Here is an 18,641-nt window from a genome sequence, read left to right as displayed (position 1 = left end):
CCGAAGACCTGCTGGCCCGCTTGTCCCGGAAGGTCATAGGACAAATACCGGGATGATCTGTACAGAAGAACCCTGCCTGTCCAGATTGTCCGTCACACTCAGGGTCAGAGCATAGGGGCCGGAAAAGGGGGCCTTTAGCGAATGGGAGAATGCGGTGCCACTGCTAGAAGCAACAGTGTTGCCATCGGCATCCGCGAGGTCCCACTCTCGACTGGTGATCAGAATGCCGTCATCAACAACGGTGGTGTCAGTGCCATCGACGCTTATTTGATTGGGATAAACTGCTATACCGATGCTGAAGGAAGCCTGCAACTCGGCGGGCTCAGCGATGACAGTCAGGTTGACCGTGGCGGGCTGGCTGATCGCACCACTCGGGTCGGCAATAGTGTAGGTGAACGAGTCCGCGGTGACGTTCGCGTCGTCGGATTGGTAAGCGATGGTGCCGTCGGGGTTGACTGTGGCGGTGCCCGAAGTCGGTGCTCGCACGATCGTCAGCGACGTCACATCCACTGTTGCGTCGTCGATGTCGTAGTCGTTGGCCAGGACATCGATGTCACGGGGCTGACCCTCGATCACGGTGACCGTGTCGTCGCCGGCGAGGGGGGCATCGTTGACCGGGGTGACGGTGATCGACACGGTGGCGGTGGCGGTGCCGCCGTCGGGGTCGGCGACGGCGTAGGTGAACGAGTCGTCGCCACTGTAGTCGTCGTCGGGAACGTAGATGAGCAGTCCTGTCCCGCTGATGCCGAGGGTGCCATTGGCGGGTCCGATGCCGACGGTTACGGTCAAGTCGCTGGGGCGATCGTCAATGTCGGCGTCGTTGGCCAACACGTCGATAGTGACCGGGGTGTCCTCGGTGGTGGTGACTGTGTCGTCGCGGGCGATGGGGGCATCGTTGACCGGGGTGACGGTGATCGACACGGTCGCGGTGTCGGTGGCACCCGCCGGATCGGTGATGGCGTAGGTGAACGAGTCCGGGCCGTTGTAGTCCGCGTTGGGGGTGTAGGAGAAAAGCCCGCTATACGTTTCGGTGAGCAATCCGTGGGTGGGTCCGGCCACGACAGCGACGCTGAACTCGTCAACCGGGTTGTCGCGGTCGGTGTCGTTGGACAACACATCGATGCTGGCGGTGCCGTCCTCGGCGACGGTAAGGGTGTCGTCATTAGCGACCGGAGGTTCGTTGACGGCGGTAGGGGCGACCGTGATCGTGACAGTGGCGGTGTCAGTGTGGCCCCAGCCGGGCTTGAGGAATCCGAACAGTCCGTGTAGATGGAAGCCGGAGTTCGCGTCGGACACGGTGTAGGTAAACGTGTCAGTGCCGCCGGTGATCGCGAAGTCGTTGTCGGGGTCGTAGATGAAGGCACCGGTGGTCTGGTCGACCGTGACGGTGCCGTGGCTGGGGCCACCAGGCTCTCCGTTGGCGGGCACGGAAAACGTCAGGATCTCGCTGTCTGGATCACTGACGTCGAAAGCTATCGGATCGCTCACGTCGCTGGGTTCTTCGAGCTCGACGACCACTTGCTGATCGACAGCATTGGGGGTCTGGTTGCACAATGTGCGACGGACCTCGGTGACGATCCAGCCGAGGAATGAGTGCATCAGTGAGGGGAGCGCCGGGGCTGCTGGCGCCGGATTGACCAGTGGTGCCAGCACTGCAGCAACCAGCTTCGCCGGAATGCTCTGCGGAGCAGCGGATTCAGCATCAACGTCGGCGAGCGCCGCCGAGCTCATTGCGCGCGCGATCTGGGGATCGCGCGCGACCTCGGAATCGGTCGTTCCCGCGTCGGTGACCGCAGGGTCAGCGACCACGGAGATTGCCGCCGTCGGCGTGGTGTCCGCCGGTGGGGCGCTAGCTTCCTCGGCGTCGTCGTCGCTGACGCGATGACCAATGCGTGCGCCGGCAGCTTGTGCCGGCGAGTCATCGGCCCTGGTCGGCGACTGAGCAAGGGGCGGGGTGGCTTCGGCCGCAGTGGCGGGCGGACTCTCCAGCACGGCGGGATCGGGACCGGTTTCGGTTGGTGCTTCGGAATCTATTGTGGTGTAACCAGGTTCGTCGTCGACGATCCCGATGCTGGGATCGGTGGTCGTTTCCGGGTTCGACGAGATCTCGACGACGGATTCCGTCGTGGTACCGGAGTCGTCGTCGGAATTCTCGCCGTCGGTGGAATCCGTAGCCAAGGAAGAGTCCTCGGATTCGCCGTCAACAGGTTCAGCCGTGTCAGCGTCGCTGTCGGCCGAGTCCTCGCGCGAGGATCCTGCGGAACTGTCGGTGCCGCTTGATGTCGAGCCGGAGTGCCCGGTCGTGCTGTCGGTTTGTGACTGCTCCGAGGAGCTGCTGTCGTCCCGTCCCGCGGTCGAGCTAGTGGATGAACCGGCTGATTGGCTTCCGTCGCTGTCGGCATCGGCGTCGGCCACGGCTGCGCCGGCGGCGCCAGCAGCAGCCACACCCAACGCCACCGCCAATGCCCCGACGCGCCCAATGTATCGCCCATAGCGATTCGGCAACTCTGTCGAGTCCCGCGCGCTCTCCGCTACCAGGTGGTTGTCGGGTATGGAAACGATTGGCTGCTGTTGTCCAATGGGGGCGCGGCGTCCGCGATTCCCGTGGGACCTATTCATGCCAACCCTCCTGAGTGCGAGCAGTGATATGCCATGCAGGAAAACGTTGTTCGCGCGTGCCCAAGACTGACGGAACGCTTGCCCGCCCTTCTCTGCAATGTTATGTGACGATAGCAAAGAAACGATCCGTTTCGATGCTGGTTGAACCAGTCTGTAAGACGGTATTCACGCTTAGTTTGGCTCGATGTTAGCTATAAGTGCGGTCTTCACGTTTTAGACCATGTAAAAGAGATTAACAGCGCCGCACTCCAATTCACTAGACTTGCAATATGTTTGCGTTCTTGGGAGGCTTCGCAGTGCGAATTCGTCGGTATTTGAGTTGAGTGCCGTGCCAATAGCAAGAGGGGATGACGTGGTGTATCAGGGGTCGTGTTCGGCGGAGTAGTGGGGCGGGCGCGCTGCGTCAGGGGTGGTGCGGGACCGGTTGTGGGCGTTGACGTTGGCGTGTGGGGTGGGCCTGGCCTTCTTGAGCACTCCGGGGTTGGCGCATGCTGATGATGCCGCGTCGGTGTCGTCGGTGTCGTCGGGGTCGGGGGCGGCGTCTTCGGGCGGCGAGGATGCGGGTGTGGGCACTGATTCGGGCCCGGACTCCGCGAGCGACTCTGATTCCGATGCCGACGCGGATTCCGGGTCCGACGCCGAAGTGGACGCCGATACCGGGTCCGAAGTGGACGCCGATGCCGATTCCGATGTGGACGCCGATACCGGGTCCGGCGCTGACGCCGACGCGGATGCTGATGTCGATACCGGGTCCGGCGCTGACGCCGATTCCGGTTCTGATGCCGACGCGGATGCTGATGTCGGTTCCGGCAGTGGCTCCGATTATGGGTCGGATTCGGATTCGGGGCCGGATGCTGATGCAGGGGCCGATGCCGGCAGTGGGTCTGGCTCTGATTCGGGTGACGCTGATGACTCTGTCGTGGTGTCGGTGCAGGGTTCTGACGATTCGGTAAGTGTTGATGACGACGGCGCCGAGTCCGTTGCTGGGCTTGATGATTCGGCGTCATCGCAGACGGTGGCGACTCTGACGGGTTCGGGGTCGGCCGCTCGGGCCGCGGTGGTGGTGTCGACTCCACAGGCCGCGGCGTCAAGCACGGTGCAGCGTCCGGTCTCGACGCTGGTGGGCGCGGTGTTGTCGGTTTTCGGGGTGACCCCGGCCAGCCAGCAGACACCCGAGTCGCCGGCGCAGTTGCCGTGGTTGTGGTCGGTGCTGGCGATGGTGCGCCGCGAATTGGGCGATCTGTCCAACGTGGCGCCCACGATCAACTACGACCCGACCCAAAGTGTGGTCGATGACGGCACGATCACCGGGTTCCTCAATCCCGCCGACGCCGACGGCGATCCGGTGTCGGTGAGTTTGAGCGAACAGGCCAGTGAGGGGTTGGCCACGGTCGACGGTGGTGGCACGTTCTACTACACCCCCGACGCGGAACTGGCCCAGACCGGTGGGGTGGACAGCTTCGTGGTCACCGTCACCGATGTACCCCAGGGGTTGCTCGGGAATGCCAAGAGTATCGAGGTGACGGTCACGGTGGTGGTGACCGCCGAGTCGACCGATTTCGAGGTCGATTCCTACCGGCTGGTTGACACCCCGTCCAATCCTCGCTACGAGCCGGGTGATGTGGTGTTGTCCCCGGATGGCACCCAGGCCTATGTGGTCGACGAGAACACTAATCAACTGCTGGTCATCGACGTCGACAGCAACGCCATCAGCTACGGGCTACCGACCGGGGGACGTCCTCAGCAGGTGGCGCTCAGCGCTGATGGCGCCACGGCGTATGTGACCAACTACGACAGCGCTTCGGTCACGATGTGGAAAACCGACGGGTCGGCCTCGGCCACTATCAACGTGGGGTCGAATCCCACTGGGCTGGCGCTGGACTCCACCGGCCAGTGGCTTTACGTGGCGGTCACCGGCGATAACACGGTAGCCAAAGTCAACACCGCAAACCGATCGGTGGACTCCATCGACGGCTTCAGCGGACCCACCGAGCTGGTCGTGGGTGGGTCCCGGCGGCGAGGTCTATGTGGCCAACTTCTTCCCGCGTGAGCCTCTGACCGCCAACATCAGCGTGATCAGCAGCGACGGTTCGGTCGAACACGCCGGGTTCGAGGGAGGCCGGTACGGCACCGGGATCGCGCTGAGCTCCGACGGTGAAACCCTTTACGTGGCAAACGGTCTGGATAACACGGTCTCGGTGATCCCGGTCGACGATCCCGACAACTACTACACGATCGCGGTGGGCTCAGCCCCCAGCGGGGACACGGTCAAGACCCTCACCGACAGTTTCGGTGTCGAATACGAGTACCTGTTCGTCAGCCAGTTCCACGATGACACTGTGCGGGTCATCGACACCACCACCGAACAGACCGTACTCACCGTCGGGGTGGGTGGTGGACCCAACGCGGTCGCGGTCAGCCCCGAGGGACTGCTCTTCACCCCCAACAGTGCGGACGCCACCATCAGCGTCGCCGAACTCTCCGATACCGCCGAACCCGGCCTATCGGCGTCGGCCGAGATCAACGACGCTCAACCGGTAGGGCTTCTGCGCCGCCTGCTGGACAGCACCCGCACCCTGGCCACCGACATCGGTGAACGCGTCCACCGGCTGTTGGTCAACCAAGCACCCACCATCACCTACAACCCCTACGCCAGTGTCGAGACCTTCGAGGGCACCGTGGCCGGTCAGATCCATGTCACCGACCCCGACGCAGACCCCACCACGCTGACCGTCATCTCCGGACCGGCCCAGGGCAGCGTCGAGATCGACCAGCATGGCGCGTTCACCTACACCCCCGAGACCGAACTAGCCGAGAACGGCGGCATCGACACCTTCGTCGTCGCCGCCACCGACCGACCCGGATGGGACCCGTTCGGTCTTCACCGCACCGAACACACCATCACCGTGAACATCACCGCCCCCGACACCGTCGGCGGCGGTTACACGTCGCGCTTCGACATTGCCAACTTCACCGGCGAGACCGCCATGTTCCTGGGTTACACCACCAAAGACGGCACCACCCCGGCGTCCACCACGGCTAAGTATCTGACCCAATCCCCCGTCGTGGGCAGCTCCATCCACCCCGGAGAAACCTTCCCCATCACCTACCAAATTCCGTATTCGTCCACCGCGGTGCAAAATGCGATCGCGGCCACGGCACCGTCGGCTAGCGGCACCGGCACCTCTGCTGTTGGCCACCGAGCAACAGATCTACCTGGATCCCGTCGCGGCGGGGTCACCGGTGACCAACAACACCGGGAGCCAGATCGAGTACCAGTACAGCGCGTCGGTGACCGAAAGCTCGTCGATCGCATGGGCGACGTCGGTCCAAGTCAAGGCCGGTACCCTCGGCAAGATCAAGGATCTCTTCTCCGTTCAGATCAGTCAGACATACAGTCACTCGACCACCGAAACCCACACCTGGACCGACACGATCAAGGTCCCGATCCCGGCCGGGGAAACCGCCTACATCTATTGCGGGGCGCCGGCCTATCGGGATTCGGGCACCATGACCGTCACCGTCGGCAACACCACCTGGCAGCTGGTCGGAGTCACCCTGGATTCGCCCAATCCGAACGGCACCGGCCAATACATCGTCACCAACGAACCGCTCCTGTGACCCCGACTCCGACACGGGCCGTTGGCTGCCGGGGTGAGGGGACCGCTGGTTCGCCCATGAGGATGGGGCACGCTGGTCTGCCGGTTGGGGGCCATCTTGATGGCGGTTGACGAGGCGGTCGCCGGTGCAAATCTGAGGGGGTTGCGGGCACTGGCTTCGGTCTTGAGCGGCCCCGTAGGACTGGTCTTGCCTCATCTGGCAAACGTCCCCGCTGCCGCGGTGGCGTCCGCCTGCACTGTCGCTGGCGCAGAGCCGCAGCGCCGGCTAGCCTCGATCTTTCGTGATGCATGCTGGCAGTGGTGCTGATTGTTCGGTTGGCCGTGTTTGCAGTCCAGGCGCAGGTGATCGCCGGCGCTGTCTGGTCAAGTCCAGGGACGTGGTGTACGACGTCGTCGTGTGATTCGTCGTCGTGATGGTTCAGGCCGTTAGTGCCGCGGGGTCGTCCTCCTGTTTCTGTTGCGGTGTCGTTGACGGTGCGTGATTTGCTCAGGACGTCGAGGGCTAGATAGCGGCGGGACTCGCCCCATTCGTGGTGTTGTTCGGCCAGTACGGCGCCGACGAGACGGACAGTGCGTCGCGGTCGGGGAAGATCCCGACGACGTCGGTGCGCCGGCGGATCTCCTTGTTGAGACTTTCCTGGGGGATGCTCGACCAGATTTGGCGCCAGATCTGTTTGGGGAACGCGGTGAAGGCCAGCAGATCGGGGCGGGCCGCTTCCAGGTGTCCAGTGGTCTTGGGCAGCTTGTCGGCGAGTGCATCGATGATCCGATCATATTGAGCAGCAATGGATTCAGAGTCTGATTGGCCGAACACCGAGTGCAGTAGCGTCGTGACCCACGGCCAGGACGCCTTCGGGATGACGGCCATCAAGTTGGTCGTGTAGTGCGTACGGCGGCGCTGCCAGGCCACCCCTGTCAGGGCATCAGCGGCCATGAACGTGTACGGGCCGGCGTCCAGCGGCCGGGTAGGTTGCCGCGGTTCGGAGCAGCAAGGGCTGACACGGAATCGGGAAATCGACCCGCCAGCAACTCAGACTGTGCCGATGCTCGCCGGGCGTTTTCAAGACTGGCTGGCCAGGTGGGGATCAGCCGCCAGGTGCAGGGACGAGGCGGCGCCAGTGGGTCGACTGCAACGGTTCTTCGCCCTACCCGGCCGGCGCGACATCCGTACCGGACCCCTTGATCGATGCCTTGGCTCGCTTTTCTGCCCGCACCCGCCTGCTGCCCCGCACGTACCCGGTCGCCGATATCGACGCCGCGAGCAGCGCTTCCTCGCCGCCCACGAACGGATGGAATCCGACGCCGGCCCCACCGCGCCCCTTGACCGGGATATCGGCGACTTCGGTTACTTTCCAACCCTTTTCGGAGATCGACAGGATCGCCTCGCCGTTCTCGCCCGACACCGGCAACGCCGCGACCACCTCGTCGCCGTCGCCCGCGAGCTTGACTCCGGCCACCCCGTTGCCCGCGGCGCCCTGCGGATTGACCGCGGCCGGATCGAGGCGCAGGACCTTCCCGCGCCGTGTCACCAGCGCGAGGTGGTAGCCGTCGGACAGCACGCCGGAGCGCAGCAACCCGGTGATGTCCGGCGCCACCGGGATGTCGCGGATCTTGAACGGTAGACCGTTGCCGTTGGTGAACTTGACCCGGCCGTCGGTCCACACCGCCCAACCCAGGCCGGCGGTGAGCAGATCGCCGTGGCTGTCGGAGAACACCCCGCGGTCGTCCAGCCGCCAGGAGGTGTTGACCTTGCGCTCCCGTGGGCCGTCGCCGTCGGCACCCGATGACACCGGGGTGGCGTCGAAGTCCAGCATCGTCCGGCGGTCGAACTCTGGTCCTTTGAACAGTTTCGCGGTTTCCACCAGCTCTCGGTCGATCACGGTGCGGCGTGCATCGGGGTTCGACACCAGCTCGGTGAGCTCGGCGAACTCGGCATCCAGCTTGTCCGCCTCGGCCTGCAGCTCGATCACGTCGAGCTTGGTCAGCCGGCGAAGCTGCAGCGCCAGAACGTAATTGGCCTGCTCTTCGTCGATGTCGAAGTGGTCCTGCAGGCCGCGGCGGGCGTCGTCGACGGTGTCGGACCTGCGGATGATCGCGACGGCGGTGTCGATGTCGAGGTGGATCGTCATCAGGCCGGCCACCAGATGCCTTCGCGCAGTGACCCTATCCAGTCGGTATTCGCTGCGGTGCAGCACCACCGAGTCGCGCAGATGGAGGAATGCCCCGATCAACTCGCGCACGTTCCACCACCGGGGCACCCGATCCTCGTCGAGGGCCACCAGGCTGGCGGCGAACGTCGACTCCAACGGGGTCAGAGCCAGCAGCTGGTCGCGGATCTGCTCGGCACTGTGGCCGCGCTTGGCGGTCACCACGATGCGCAGCCCGTTGCGGCGGTCGGTCAGATCCGACATGTCCGCGACACCCGGCATCTCGCCGGATTCGACCAGGGCCCGGATCCGGTCCTGCACGGTATTGCTCGCCACTCCGGGCGGCAGCTCGGTGATGATGCAGTTCTTGCCGTCGACCGAGGTGGTGCCGCGCACGGTGAGTTGGCCGCGGCCGGTGGTGATGTACTCCCGCAGCCCCTCGGTGCCGACCACGGTGGCGCCGCAGCCCCAGTCGGGTCCGGGAATGATCGTCACCAACCGGTCGTCGGTCATCTTCGGGGTCTTGAGTAACGCGCGGCAGGCGGCCATCACTTCACGCGGGTTGTGGGCGGGCACCTTGGTGGCCCAGCCTTCGGCGATACCGACGGCGCCGTTGCACAACAGCACCGGCCACTGAGCGGGGAGCATCGTCGGCTCGGTCCACTCGCCGTCGAACGTCTGCACCATCGGCACCGCATGGTCGTTGAGTTCGGCGGTCAGCGCGGCGCCGGGAGCGGAGAGCCGCATCTCGGTGTAGCGGTCAGCGGCCGGGATATCGCCCTGGATACGCGGGAATGCGCCCTGCCCGTCGATGACTTTCACGCGCTGGAACTCGGCGGCCATCAGGGCTGCGGCCCCGTACATGGACGCGCCCCCGTGCGGATGCAGGTTGCCCGTCACCGCCGAGCAGATCTTGGAGGACTTCTGCGGTTTGTTCCCGGGTTGCAGACCGGAGTCGTGCATTTGGTAGAGCAGGCGGCGTTGGCCGGGTTTGAGCCCGTCGAACGCCGAGGGGATGGCGCGGTCGCTGACGCTGTAGAGCGCGAAGGTCAGCTGGTAGTGGTTCCAGTATTCTTCGGCGCTCTGGTCGAGCACCAGGTCCGGGTTCTGCTCTGGGACATCGAGGGTGGCGGTCACAGGGGTGCTTCCTAGGTGAGGTCGAGCGCGGCGGTGTCGATACGGGAGGCGATGTCGGCCATCCAGGTGCGTCGCCCCTCCGGCGGCCCGCCGAACAGCGTGTGATGCAGCTTGTTCTCGCCATCGTCGAGATGCACGCGGATGACGGTACGCCGCTGCGGATCGAGCACGGTGTTCCAGAAATCGTCGGCGTCCATCTCTCCGAGGCCCTTGTTACGCTGCACCTCCACCTTGCGTTTGGACGTGGCCTTCAACTGGGCCACCGCCGCGTCACGCTCGGACTCGTCGTGACAGTAGATCCGCTCGCTGCCCCCGTCCTTGACGACGAACAGCGGCGGCAGCGTCACATAGACCATGCCGGCCTCGACCAGCGGTCGGTAGAAGTCCAGGAACATCGAGATCAGGCTGGAGTTGATGTTGCCGCCGTCGGGGTCGGCGTCGGAGGCGAACAGGATGCGGTCGTAGCGGCATTGCTCCGGGTCGCAGCTGTCCCGCACCCCGCAGCCCAGAATGCGCTCGATCGAATCGAATTCGTCCTTGACCCGCGCCTTGCTCACCGTGAAGCCGTAGACGTTGGGCGGCTTGCCCTTCAGCGGGAACGCGGCTTGGAACGACGCATCCCGGGCCGCCTTGATCGTGCCCAGCGCCGAATCACCCTCACACAGGAAGAGTTCGGCACCTGACCCGCGGCCGGATTCCCGGCTGGGCAACAGCTTCGGAGGCAGCGACAGGTTGGTACCCAGCCCCTTGGCCTTCGAGGCCGCGCGAGAACGCGCTTTGGCGCCCTCGGCGCTGCGCCGCGCCCGGGCCGATTCCAGTGCCAGTTTGGTCCACAGCGTCACCGCGTCGCTGTTGCCGGGGTTGGCCGCCCAGATGGTCACGGAGCGCGCCACATCCGGGGTCATCGCCACATTCAGCGATCGCGACGACACCGCCGTCTTCGCCTGCGAATCCCACGCGACATCGGGGGCACGAGTGTCCACCGCGAGTGCGGTGACTGCGGCGAAATCCTGTGGCTCGGGGCCCTCTTCCCCCTTGGCCAGGCCCAGGTCGCGGACCCGCGATGCCCGGTCGGCGAGCGCCTCGGACAACCCCTTCATCGCCGCGTTCAGATGTGATCCCCCGCCGGGGGTACGCACGGTATTGCAGAACGCCGCCACCGTCGCGGGTTCAGCCGGGCCGGCGCTCAACGACCACCGGAACGGGGTCGGCCCGCGGCCGGTGGTGTATTCGCCGCGGCCCACCACCGTCGCCCGGATGCCCGGCACCGGGGTGCCGCCGGTGGTGCACATCAGATCCAGCAGGGCGTCGGTGCCCCAGGGGCCGCTGAACGGTTCGAGCAGCGTGGCGGGGACCTCCTCGCCGGGCCAGCCTTCGTCGACGACGACCAGGTGCACACCGGGTGACATCCGCACCGCGGCGTGGGCCCGCAACAGCACCTCGCCGATGTCGATGGTGGTATCCGGCACCACGGTCGGGTCGAACAGGATGCGCACTGTGGTGCCGTGCGCATCCTGTTTGCGGTTGCCGGTGCCGCGCAACTTCTGCGAGTCGGCGCGGGTGAACCCGGCGTCTGGGTCGAACTGCTTACCTTCGAATGTGCCGGGGTAGCCGCGGCCGAAGCTCTGCAGGTAGGTCTTTCCGCCGCGGCGCACCGTCACGTCGGTGCGCGCGGAGATGAACACCGCCGCGGCGGCGCCGATGCCGTTCAGCCCGGCGCCGGTGGCGGCGGCATCGGAGTGGGCGGAGAACTTGCCGCCCGCCCGCGCGGTGCCCAGCGTCTTGACGATGCCGTTCTTGCCGGTGGCCGGGTCGGAGTCGACGGGTAGGCCCCGGCCGTCGTCGGCGACGCTGATCGATCCGTCGGTGTGCAGCGTTACCGTGACTTGGGTGCCGCCGTGGCTGGGTTCGGCGATCTCCTCGATCGCGTTGTCGACCAGCTCGCGCAGCGCCGTGTTGAGCACGTCAAGGCCCAGATTCACCGCTGGCCGCAGGCGTGTGTGCTGGACATCATCGAGCTCGGTGATGTCGGCGGCGGTGTAACTCACTGCTCGTTCCCTCCGGTGAGACAGCGTGGGATCGGCCCAGGCTTTCTGCGGCATTGTGCCGTGCCGCCCCGACAGGCGCCGAAACCCGCGCCGCGATTCACACACTTCTCACGTTCTCGTCGCGCCCCACGCTGGCGCCGCCGGCGGGGGTGACCATGCAACACTCAGACGATGATCGAGCGCAGGGTCGAGGTCACCACCGCTGAGGGGACCATGCCGACGTTCATCTTCCACCCGACCAACGGAGGTCCCCATCCGGTCGTGTTGTACCTGATGGATGCGCCGAGCATCCGGCCGGCATTGGTGGACATGGCCACCCGTCTGGCGTCGGCGGGTTACTACGTGATGCTGCCGTACCTCTATTACCGCGGCGGCCCGTTCCGGGAGTTCGGCATGAGCGATGAGGACATGCATGCCCGCAAGGAGCTGATGGATTCGATCACACCCGCCAACATCGTCGGCGACGCCGCGGCGCTGTTCGACGTCGCGGCCGACGATCCGGCGGCCGGCGACGGCCCCGCCGGGGTGGTCGGCTTCTGCATGAGCGGCGGTTTGGCGCTGTCGGTGGCACGTGCCTTCCCCGATCGAGTGCGGGCCGCGGCGTCGATCCACGGCGCCTGGATCGTTCGTGACTCCGACGACTCGCCACATCTGCACCATGACCCGACCCAGGCCGAGCTCTATTTCGCCTGGGTCGATCCCGACGAGACAGCACCGGCCGAAACCCGGGCGATCACGTGCGACGCGCTCGACGACGCCGGGGCGGTGTACACGGTGGATGTCATCACCGACGCTGTCCACGGGTTCGCTCCGGCCGGGCCACGCTATGACCGGGCCGCCTCCGAGTTGCACTGGGAGCGTGTGCACGACCTGCTCAGGCGCAACCTGCACTGACGACACGAGGGCACACGGCTACCGCGCCCCGCGGGGTCCGTTCCCCATGCCCGACGGTGCCGGTTGGCGGCCGATGGATCTCGACAGCCGAACCTGATTGTGCCGGGAGTCGCGGTGCCTGATCGGTGTCGAGTGCGCAAGACAGAAACCACTGCGGAACAGGGCTTCACGACGCACTCGGATGCCTTCACACCGTCGGGTTCCACGGCGTACCGTTCTTGGACATGAGCCGTCGAGCAATGCGTGCCCATTCTTTCCGGTTGCTCGGCGCCGCCGCGGCCTTGGGGCTCATCGTCGCAGCCTGCTCGGACTCCGCTGACGAGTCGTCGTCGGCGGATTCGTCCACCACGGCCGGGGCGCCGACCGTCGAACCCCTCGATCAGGCCGCGTTGCAGGCAGCCCTCGACGAAGGCGCCCAGCAGTTCCTGCTGCCCGGCGCACTGGCGTTGCTTCGCACTCCGTCCGGCACGGTCACCGCGACCTACGGCACCACGGAGCGGGGCGGCGGCACCCCCGTCTCCGTGGACGACCACCTCCGGGTCGGATCCAACACCAAGACGTGGACGGCGACCGTCATCCTCGAGCTCGTGCAGGAGGGCAAGCTCGCGGTCACCGACCCCGTCTCGAAGTACCGCCCGGACGTGCCGAACGGCGATAACATCACGATCGAGCAGCTTCTGAACATGCGCAGCGGCCTCTACAACTACAGCGAGGCAGCAGAGGTCAACGAGGCGCTCGACAGCGACCCGCAGCGGGTGTGGACCCCGGACGAACTGTTGACGATCGCCTATCAGAACGCGCCCTACTTCCCGCCCGGTGAGGGATACCACTACTCCAACACCAACTACGTGCTCCTCGGGCTGATCGCCGAGCAACTCGACGGCAAGCCGCTGGCCGAGATGTACCAGGAGCGGATCTTCACGCCCGCCGGACTCACCAGCACGGTGTTCCCCGAGCTTCCCGACACGTCGCTGCCGGATCCCTACTCGCACGGCTACTTCTACGGCACCAACTTGCTGACCATCAGCGATCCGGCGCTGCCCGAGGACATTCAGGCCGCCGCGAAGGACGGATCCCTTGCACCGGCCGACGTCACCCACAACAACCCGTCCTGGACGTGGGCGGCGGGAGCCGGCATCTCGACCGCGAACGACCTGGCCACCTGGGTGGAAGCCCTCGCCGGCGGGAAGGCACTCGACAGGCAGATCCAACAACAGCGGATGGCCAGTATCCAATCGACCGACCCGTCCAACCCGGCAGCCGCCGGCTACGGCTGGGGGATGGCGAAGTTCGGCCCGATGTACGGGCACACCGGTGAGTTGCCCGGCTACAACTCGTTCATGGCATCGGACCCGGAAAACGCCGTCACCCTCGTGGTCTGGGCGAATCTCGCCCCAGGCGTCGACGGGCACGACCCGGCGACCTCCATCGCCAGGGGCATCATCGAGACGATGTACGCCGGGTAGGGGCTTTTAGCTGCGCGGCGGTCGCGTAGATTCTTCGACGAGCAATCCGAGTACCTGACGCAGCATTCAACGAAGGTCATCATGTCCGACGATCAGAACCCAGACGTTCCACCGAAGCACCTCTCCATCGATCCGCGCAGCGATTTCTACAGCGAAGAGGTCCTCAGCCGCGATGTGGGTGTTCGCTTCAACGGCGTCGAGACAACCAATGTTCACGAATACGACGTGACAGAGGGTTGGGTGCGTGTTGAAATTCCTACCGCGAAGGACCGCCGCGGAAATCCCATCGTCGTCAAGCGCAGTGGCACGGTTGAACCCTATTTTCGCTGAGCGACCCTGACCGACGAAACCACAGATCGGGCTGCGCTATGTCACCGCGTCGATGGCACTGACGGCGATTTCGAAGGGGCCCGCCTGTTTGTCGAGAATGTAGATTGACACCTCGTCGAGGCTCGCAGGATCCAGAGTCGCAGGCGCATCGGGTGCGGGAGCCAGACGCATGCCAACCGGATCGAAATCGTCCACGGGCAGTTCGTAGATCCGCGCGACGCCGGCCTCGGTAGAGAAGCGCTGGATGTAGGACCAGGGCTGCCCCGCAGCGCCCACCTTCAACAGGTATGTCTTTCCGTCGCCCCGCGCGTGCACGCGCAGCGACTTCGCGCCTGCTGCCCGGCGTCCGATATCGGGGTCGGGCGGACTCTGAGCCGAGGCGAACCCGCCGTTGTTCTCCAGTGAGATGGTCCCGGAGAAGACGAGGCCGCCGTTCCCGAACGCGATGCTCGAGGTGGACCTGCCGCCCATGACGGGGTCGTTGACCGTTGTCCAGGTCGCCACCTCGTCGGCGTCGTCGAGGTTGACGAGGGTGACGTCGGACCCTGGCGGCGCAGCGGCCTGGGCGCACGACACAGCCAGAACGGCCGAGCACACGACTAGCGCACGCTCAAACCGGCGCATCTGCTGCACAGCGCCCGGCCTCCACCGTCAACACCGGCCGGGGTCGGCAGCCATCTCGCGGCTTCGCATAGGCATCCCGTCGATGACGGAGAAGACCATTCGAAGATCCGGGACCTCGTCGACGCGCAGTTTTTCGCCACCGTCTTTGCCGATCAACAGCACCGTGAAGTCGTTCTCACCGACCGCGTACCGGTCGGCCAGGCGTTGTGACTGCTCGGCGTCGATCACTTGACCATCGAGTGTGCTGGTGCCTTCGTTGACGAGAAGGCCAACCACCATGTCGCGGTCCACGAACTCACATCGATTGGCTTCGATTAGGCCCAGCGTCTCAACGACTCGCGGGTCGTTGTCGGTGGGTGCGAACAGCAGTAAGGGGCGGCGTTCCCAGCGGTAGTCACCCAGCTCGGCGGCACCGGCAGCAACTGACCCGAGGCCGGCGCCGGCGACCAGGACGGTGAGGATGAGCGCCAATCCGAGGACGGCGCGCTTCGCGACCATAGTGCTTCCCGAGTCTACCGACCCCCGCTTGACTGTCGAGATTCCATGGTCAGCAGTTCGTACGGGTGCGAGAGTACCCAGTTCGAGATAGATCGGGCCGAATCCGTTGCGCAAGGATCCGCGCAGCGTGCATCCTGCGAGGATGTCCTCGGTCGTGAGGGAGGTCACATGCCGATCAGGTTCGCCTCCGCGCGGACTTCGCCAGGGAACGGGGCTGGCGACTCCGGCGGCCGACCCTTCTCCGTGCGACTGGCTGAGACCTTGGCGCGCGCCCGTACCGTCGCGGACGTCCCGCAATGGTCACCGTCGGTAGGCGAGGCCCGGTACGGCGAGCTCGGGGAGTACGTCGAGCTTGTCATCGCAGCACTGCGCCGGCAGATGGCAACCGCCACCGATGACCCGACCAGGATGGCAACCATCTGCGAGGTCGCGCTGACGCTGCAGCAACTCACCGCCAAACACCAGCAGGTGATGGTCGAGGACCGGATCCGCGCGCTCGGCAGCATCCGCCAGCAGATGGCGTTCTCCGGGTACAACGATCCGGCCGACCTGCTCAGGGCCGCCGCCGGGGCGGCGTGCAAAGCCTCCGGTCTGGATCGTGCGATGGTGTTCAAACTCGACGACGGTCGGTTGCGCGCCACCTCCACCTACTTCTCGTCCGATGAACGGTGGGCCGCGGATTGCCAGACCCGCGCCGAGCAGATCGCGATACCGCTGGTGCCCGGAGTGCTGGAGGCAGAGGTGGTCCGTCGCCGGATGCCAGCGCTGGTGTTCGACGCCCAGCAGGACCCGCAGGCCTACCAGCCGATCGTCGGGATGATCCGGACCAGGGCGTATGTGGCCACACCGATCTTCGTCAACGGGCAGGTCGAGGCCACGTTGCACCTCGACGCCTATGACAGTGGCCGCAATCTGGACACCTTCGACCGTGACATCGCCGCCGACCTGGCTTCCTCGATCGGCCAGGCGCTGGAACGCGCCGTGACGCTGCAACAGCTTCTGCGCCAGCGCGCCGTCCTCGAAAGTCTGACTTGCCGGACCGAGGCGCAGCTGCGCACCATCGCCGGCTCGGGCGAGCTGACCAACGTGGCGATGAGCCATCTGACCATGCAGCCCGATCTGGTGCCCGCGCCGGACACGGCAGCAGACCAGGCGGCCCGAACGATGCGATCGGTGCGGAGTCTGACCCGACGCGAGGTCGAAGTGCTGCAACTGATGAGTACCGGCGCGACGAACGCCGACATCGCGGCACGGCTGGTCGTCGCGGAGGGAACGATCAAGACGCACGTGAAGCGAATTCTGCGAAAGCTCAACGCCGGCAACCGGGGCCAAGCCGTCGCACAGTACACCAACCTGATGCGGAGTATGGACCAACACTGACGCCGGGCGTTCGCCGCAGGGTGCCAAGGAGTCAGAGCGCAAGTACCCCGCAGAAGGCGCCGTCGCAGTAGATGAGCGGTTCACCCACTGTGCTCGTCCGGATGTCGGTGATGGGTCCGATCGGGGGGCGGCGCGAGTCCGGTCATGCCGCCGATTTCCACATGGGCAGGCCCGCGCTGTGCGGGTAGGCCATGGCCACCTGGACATTGACGCGGAGCAACCGGTCGGCCAGTGGGGAGATCTTGTTGGTCTCCACCCACCACAGGAAGTTGTGCCGGCGCCACGGGCGCAGCGCACGCCGGATCGCGGCGTCGGGATCCTGGCTGCGCACGACGGCTTCTGCGCCGATGACGCCACCGATGGCCGCGGAGACCATGCCGTCGGCGTAGTAGCACGGTGCGCCCCCCGAATACATCCGCTTGAGCTCGAGGGTGCCTGGCTTTGAAGGCGCCACCTTGCCCCATGACGAGGCCGGCACCAGGGCTCCGGCCAGGGTCTCGGCCGCGTCGTCGATCACCAGTCCCAGGCTCTTGGCAACTCCGTACAGTTGGTCGGTCATCGTTGCCAGCTCTGCGTCCTTGTCGAAGCCGGAATCCGCGTCCACGACACGGGCGAAGATCCCGTACCAATTCGAGCGCGGTGACAGCGGGTCGGCGAACGGGGTGAAGTACCCGACGTCGATGATGCCTTCGCGCCGGATCAGCGGGGCGAAGGTGGTATCCCGCTCTAGCGGGTACGAAATCCCCGCCGCCGCTTCGATCATGGGGGCTTGGACGGCCAGCACCAGCCGCCGTGGCGGGCTGGACTCGCCGCCCAGCAGTGTGGGTTTGGTGGTCGCGTTGACCAATAGCGGCCGCCTCCCGGCGGCGTGGCTTCGGAGGTGGGCATCGGATTCCACCATGTCTTCGACGTATTCGACAGGATGCTCGGCGAGCAGTTCACGCAGCCCCACAACCAGGCGGCTGTTGCGCATACCGTAGACGAGCGGCGCCGGAGATCCCTTGCTTCCGCCCTGCCACGGACCGGCCTTGCTGAACGTCCACTCGCCGTTGCGGCTGACGGCCATCGCAGCAGTCTGGCGGTGGGCGACCGGGCCGGGAAAGGCGGTGCCCGTCGCGGCCTGTACGAGAGCCGCATGGTCGACCCCGACGGCTGAGCTCAGGAAGTCAGCGGCAACCCCGCGCAGGCTGACCCCGTTGATGAGTCGGCGCGACTCCTGGGCCGGCGGGGCGACCAGGGTGACCTTTCCCGCGAACCGCGAATGCTTGGCCAGCTGAGCGGCGAACGTTTGAGCGCCGATACCGTTGCCTGCGATGACCACGCAGTCATAGGCAGGCAGGCAAGACCCGGCAGCCGGCACGAACCGATCGATGAACTGCTGCACCGACTCGTCCCGGCGCTGGGATTGCGTCTTGCCGTTCGCGTCGACGAGGGACATCAGTGACCTCCTATAGATGACGGATCCGCCCGGTCTCTGGTGGCCCACGTGTGGCGCAGCGCACATCCGTGTAGTCGATGCTGCGTCGGTTCACCGCGGGGGTCAATGCCGAGGAGCGAAGATCTCCCCAAAGGGATACAGGAGTGCACGCACAGGCGTACCAGACGCGTGCTGAGCGACCGCTACGTCGAAATGGCGACGCCGCGGCTCTGTTCGGCGTCGACCTACGGCGCCTGGATCGTCGGTGACACCGACGACTCGCCACCTCTGCAGCACGACACCACCCAGGCCGAGCCCCATTTCTCCTGGGTCGCGACCTGCTGCGACGCAACCTTCGCTGACGACGCGAGGGCACGTGTCGGCCGGTGCGCGGGCCTGCAGCACATCTACCAAGCCCGTGATTCCTAGCCCAGGGGCCGAGGAGCCGCAGCGACGCGACG

At 65.8% G+C, this 18,641-nt stretch carries 14 protein-coding genes and 2 pseudogenes; 8 read left to right on the top strand and 8 right to left on the bottom strand.

Features of this window, described 5'->3' with window-relative positions; all coding sequences use genetic code 11:
• Positions 1–33: 33 nt before the first annotated feature.
• The gene (locus tag ACXAID_RS04670) at positions 34–2,457 is read right to left on the bottom strand and encodes an Ig-like domain-containing protein (RefSeq protein ID WP_475021016.1); all 2,424 of its coding nucleotides are present in this window, start codon (positions 2,455–2,457) and stop codon (positions 34–36) included.
• Between the two features lie 522 nt (positions 2,458–2,979).
• Positions 2,980–3,192: a hypothetical protein gene (locus ACXAID_RS04665; protein WP_475021015.1), complete on the bottom strand. Its 213-nt coding sequence runs from the start codon at positions 3,190–3,192 to the stop codon at positions 2,980–2,982.
• 442 nt (positions 3,193–3,634) lie between these two features.
• On the opposite strand from ACXAID_RS04665, the gene ACXAID_RS04660 reads away from it, so the two are divergent.
• From ACXAID_RS04660 to ACXAID_RS04650, 3 genes and pseudogenes are all read left to right on the top strand, one after another.
• On the top strand, positions 3,635–4,669 hold the full coding sequence (locus tag ACXAID_RS04660; RefSeq protein WP_475021014.1) for an Ig-like domain-containing protein: 1,035 nt from the start codon (positions 3,635–3,637) through the stop codon (positions 4,667–4,669).
• Positions 4,623–5,525 (top strand): annotated as a pseudogene (locus ACXAID_RS04655) (Ig-like domain-containing protein); the annotation flags it as partial. The gene ACXAID_RS04660 and the pseudogene ACXAID_RS04655, both read left to right, overlap by 47 nt.
• A gap of 235 nt (positions 5,526–5,760) precedes the next feature.
• Entirely contained in the window at positions 5,761–6,240 is a 480-nt protein-coding gene (locus ACXAID_RS04650) for a hypothetical protein (RefSeq protein WP_475021040.1), read from the top strand.
• 424 nt (positions 6,241–6,664) lie between these two features.
• Here ACXAID_RS04650 and ACXAID_RS04645 read toward each other — a convergent pair.
• The 3 genes and pseudogenes from ACXAID_RS04645 to ACXAID_RS04635 all read right to left on the bottom strand — a co-directional run.
• Positions 6,665–7,194, bottom strand: a pseudogene (locus tag ACXAID_RS04645) (transposase); the annotation flags it as partial.
• Positions 7,195–7,384: 190 nt separating this feature from the next.
• Entirely contained in the window at positions 7,385–9,523 is a 2,139-nt protein-coding gene (locus ACXAID_RS04640; RefSeq protein ID WP_475021013.1) for a DNA gyrase subunit A, read from the bottom strand.
• Positions 9,524–9,534: 11 nt separating this feature from the next.
• Entirely contained in the window at positions 9,535–11,571 is a 2,037-nt protein-coding gene (locus ACXAID_RS04635; protein WP_475021012.1) for a toprim domain-containing protein, read from the bottom strand.
• A gap of 171 nt (positions 11,572–11,742) precedes the next feature.
• Between ACXAID_RS04635 and ACXAID_RS04630 the strand changes: the two genes are divergently transcribed.
• The 3 genes from ACXAID_RS04630 to ACXAID_RS04620 all read left to right on the top strand — a co-directional run bounded on the left by ACXAID_RS04630 (position 11,743) and on the right by ACXAID_RS04620 (position 14,261).
• The gene (locus ACXAID_RS04630) at positions 11,743–12,465 is read left to right on the top strand and encodes a dienelactone hydrolase family protein (RefSeq protein ID WP_475021011.1); all 723 of its coding nucleotides are present in this window, start codon (positions 11,743–11,745) and stop codon (positions 12,463–12,465) included.
• Between the two features lie 224 nt (positions 12,466–12,689).
• Positions 12,690–13,931 carry a serine hydrolase domain-containing protein gene (locus tag ACXAID_RS04625; protein WP_475021010.1) on the top strand — a complete coding sequence of 414 codons (1,242 nt, stop codon included), beginning with the start codon at positions 12,690–12,692 and terminating at the stop codon, positions 13,929–13,931.
• A gap of 81 nt (positions 13,932–14,012) precedes the next feature.
• The gene (locus ACXAID_RS04620) at positions 14,013–14,261 is read left to right on the top strand and encodes a DUF3297 family protein (protein WP_475021009.1); all 249 of its coding nucleotides are present in this window, start codon (positions 14,013–14,015) and stop codon (positions 14,259–14,261) included.
• A 36-nt stretch (positions 14,262–14,297) separates the two neighbouring features.
• Here the strand turns inward: ACXAID_RS04620 and ACXAID_RS04615 are convergent, their stop codons facing one another.
• Both ACXAID_RS04615 and ACXAID_RS04610 read right to left on the bottom strand, forming a co-directional pair.
• A complete protein-coding gene (locus tag ACXAID_RS04615; protein ID WP_475021039.1) occupies positions 14,298–14,885 on the bottom strand; it encodes a CIA30 family protein in 588 nt (195 codons plus the stop codon).
• A gap of 27 nt (positions 14,886–14,912) precedes the next feature.
• Positions 14,913–15,497, bottom strand: a complete 585-nt coding sequence (locus ACXAID_RS04610) for a DUF4174 domain-containing protein (protein ID WP_475021008.1) — start codon at positions 15,495–15,497, stop codon at positions 14,913–14,915.
• 129 nt (positions 15,498–15,626) lie between these two features.
• On the opposite strand from ACXAID_RS04610, the gene ACXAID_RS04605 reads away from it, so the two are divergent.
• Complete coding sequence (locus ACXAID_RS04605) at positions 15,627–16,763, top strand: LuxR C-terminal-related transcriptional regulator (RefSeq protein WP_475021007.1); 1,137 nt, start codon at positions 15,627–15,629, stop codon at positions 16,761–16,763.
• A 142-nt stretch (positions 16,764–16,905) separates the two neighbouring features.
• Here the strand turns inward: ACXAID_RS04605 and ACXAID_RS04600 are convergent, their stop codons facing one another.
• Positions 16,906–18,201 (bottom strand): hypothetical protein, encoded by a 1,296-nt coding sequence (locus tag ACXAID_RS04600; protein WP_475021006.1) that lies wholly within the window; start codon positions 18,199–18,201, stop codon positions 16,906–16,908.
• Positions 18,202–18,369: 168 nt separating this feature from the next.
• On the opposite strand from ACXAID_RS04600, the gene ACXAID_RS04595 reads away from it, so the two are divergent.
• Positions 18,370–18,609 carry a hypothetical protein gene (locus ACXAID_RS04595; protein WP_475021005.1) on the top strand — a complete coding sequence of 80 codons (240 nt, stop codon included), beginning with the start codon at positions 18,370–18,372 and terminating at the stop codon, positions 18,607–18,609.
• Positions 18,610–18,641 lie beyond the last annotated feature (32 nt).

This window comes from Mycobacterium sp. ABE4_509 (genome assembly GCF_056160785.1).
The sequence above is the reverse complement of the archived record's forward strand: the minus strand, read 5'-3'. Positions and strand labels throughout refer to the sequence as shown.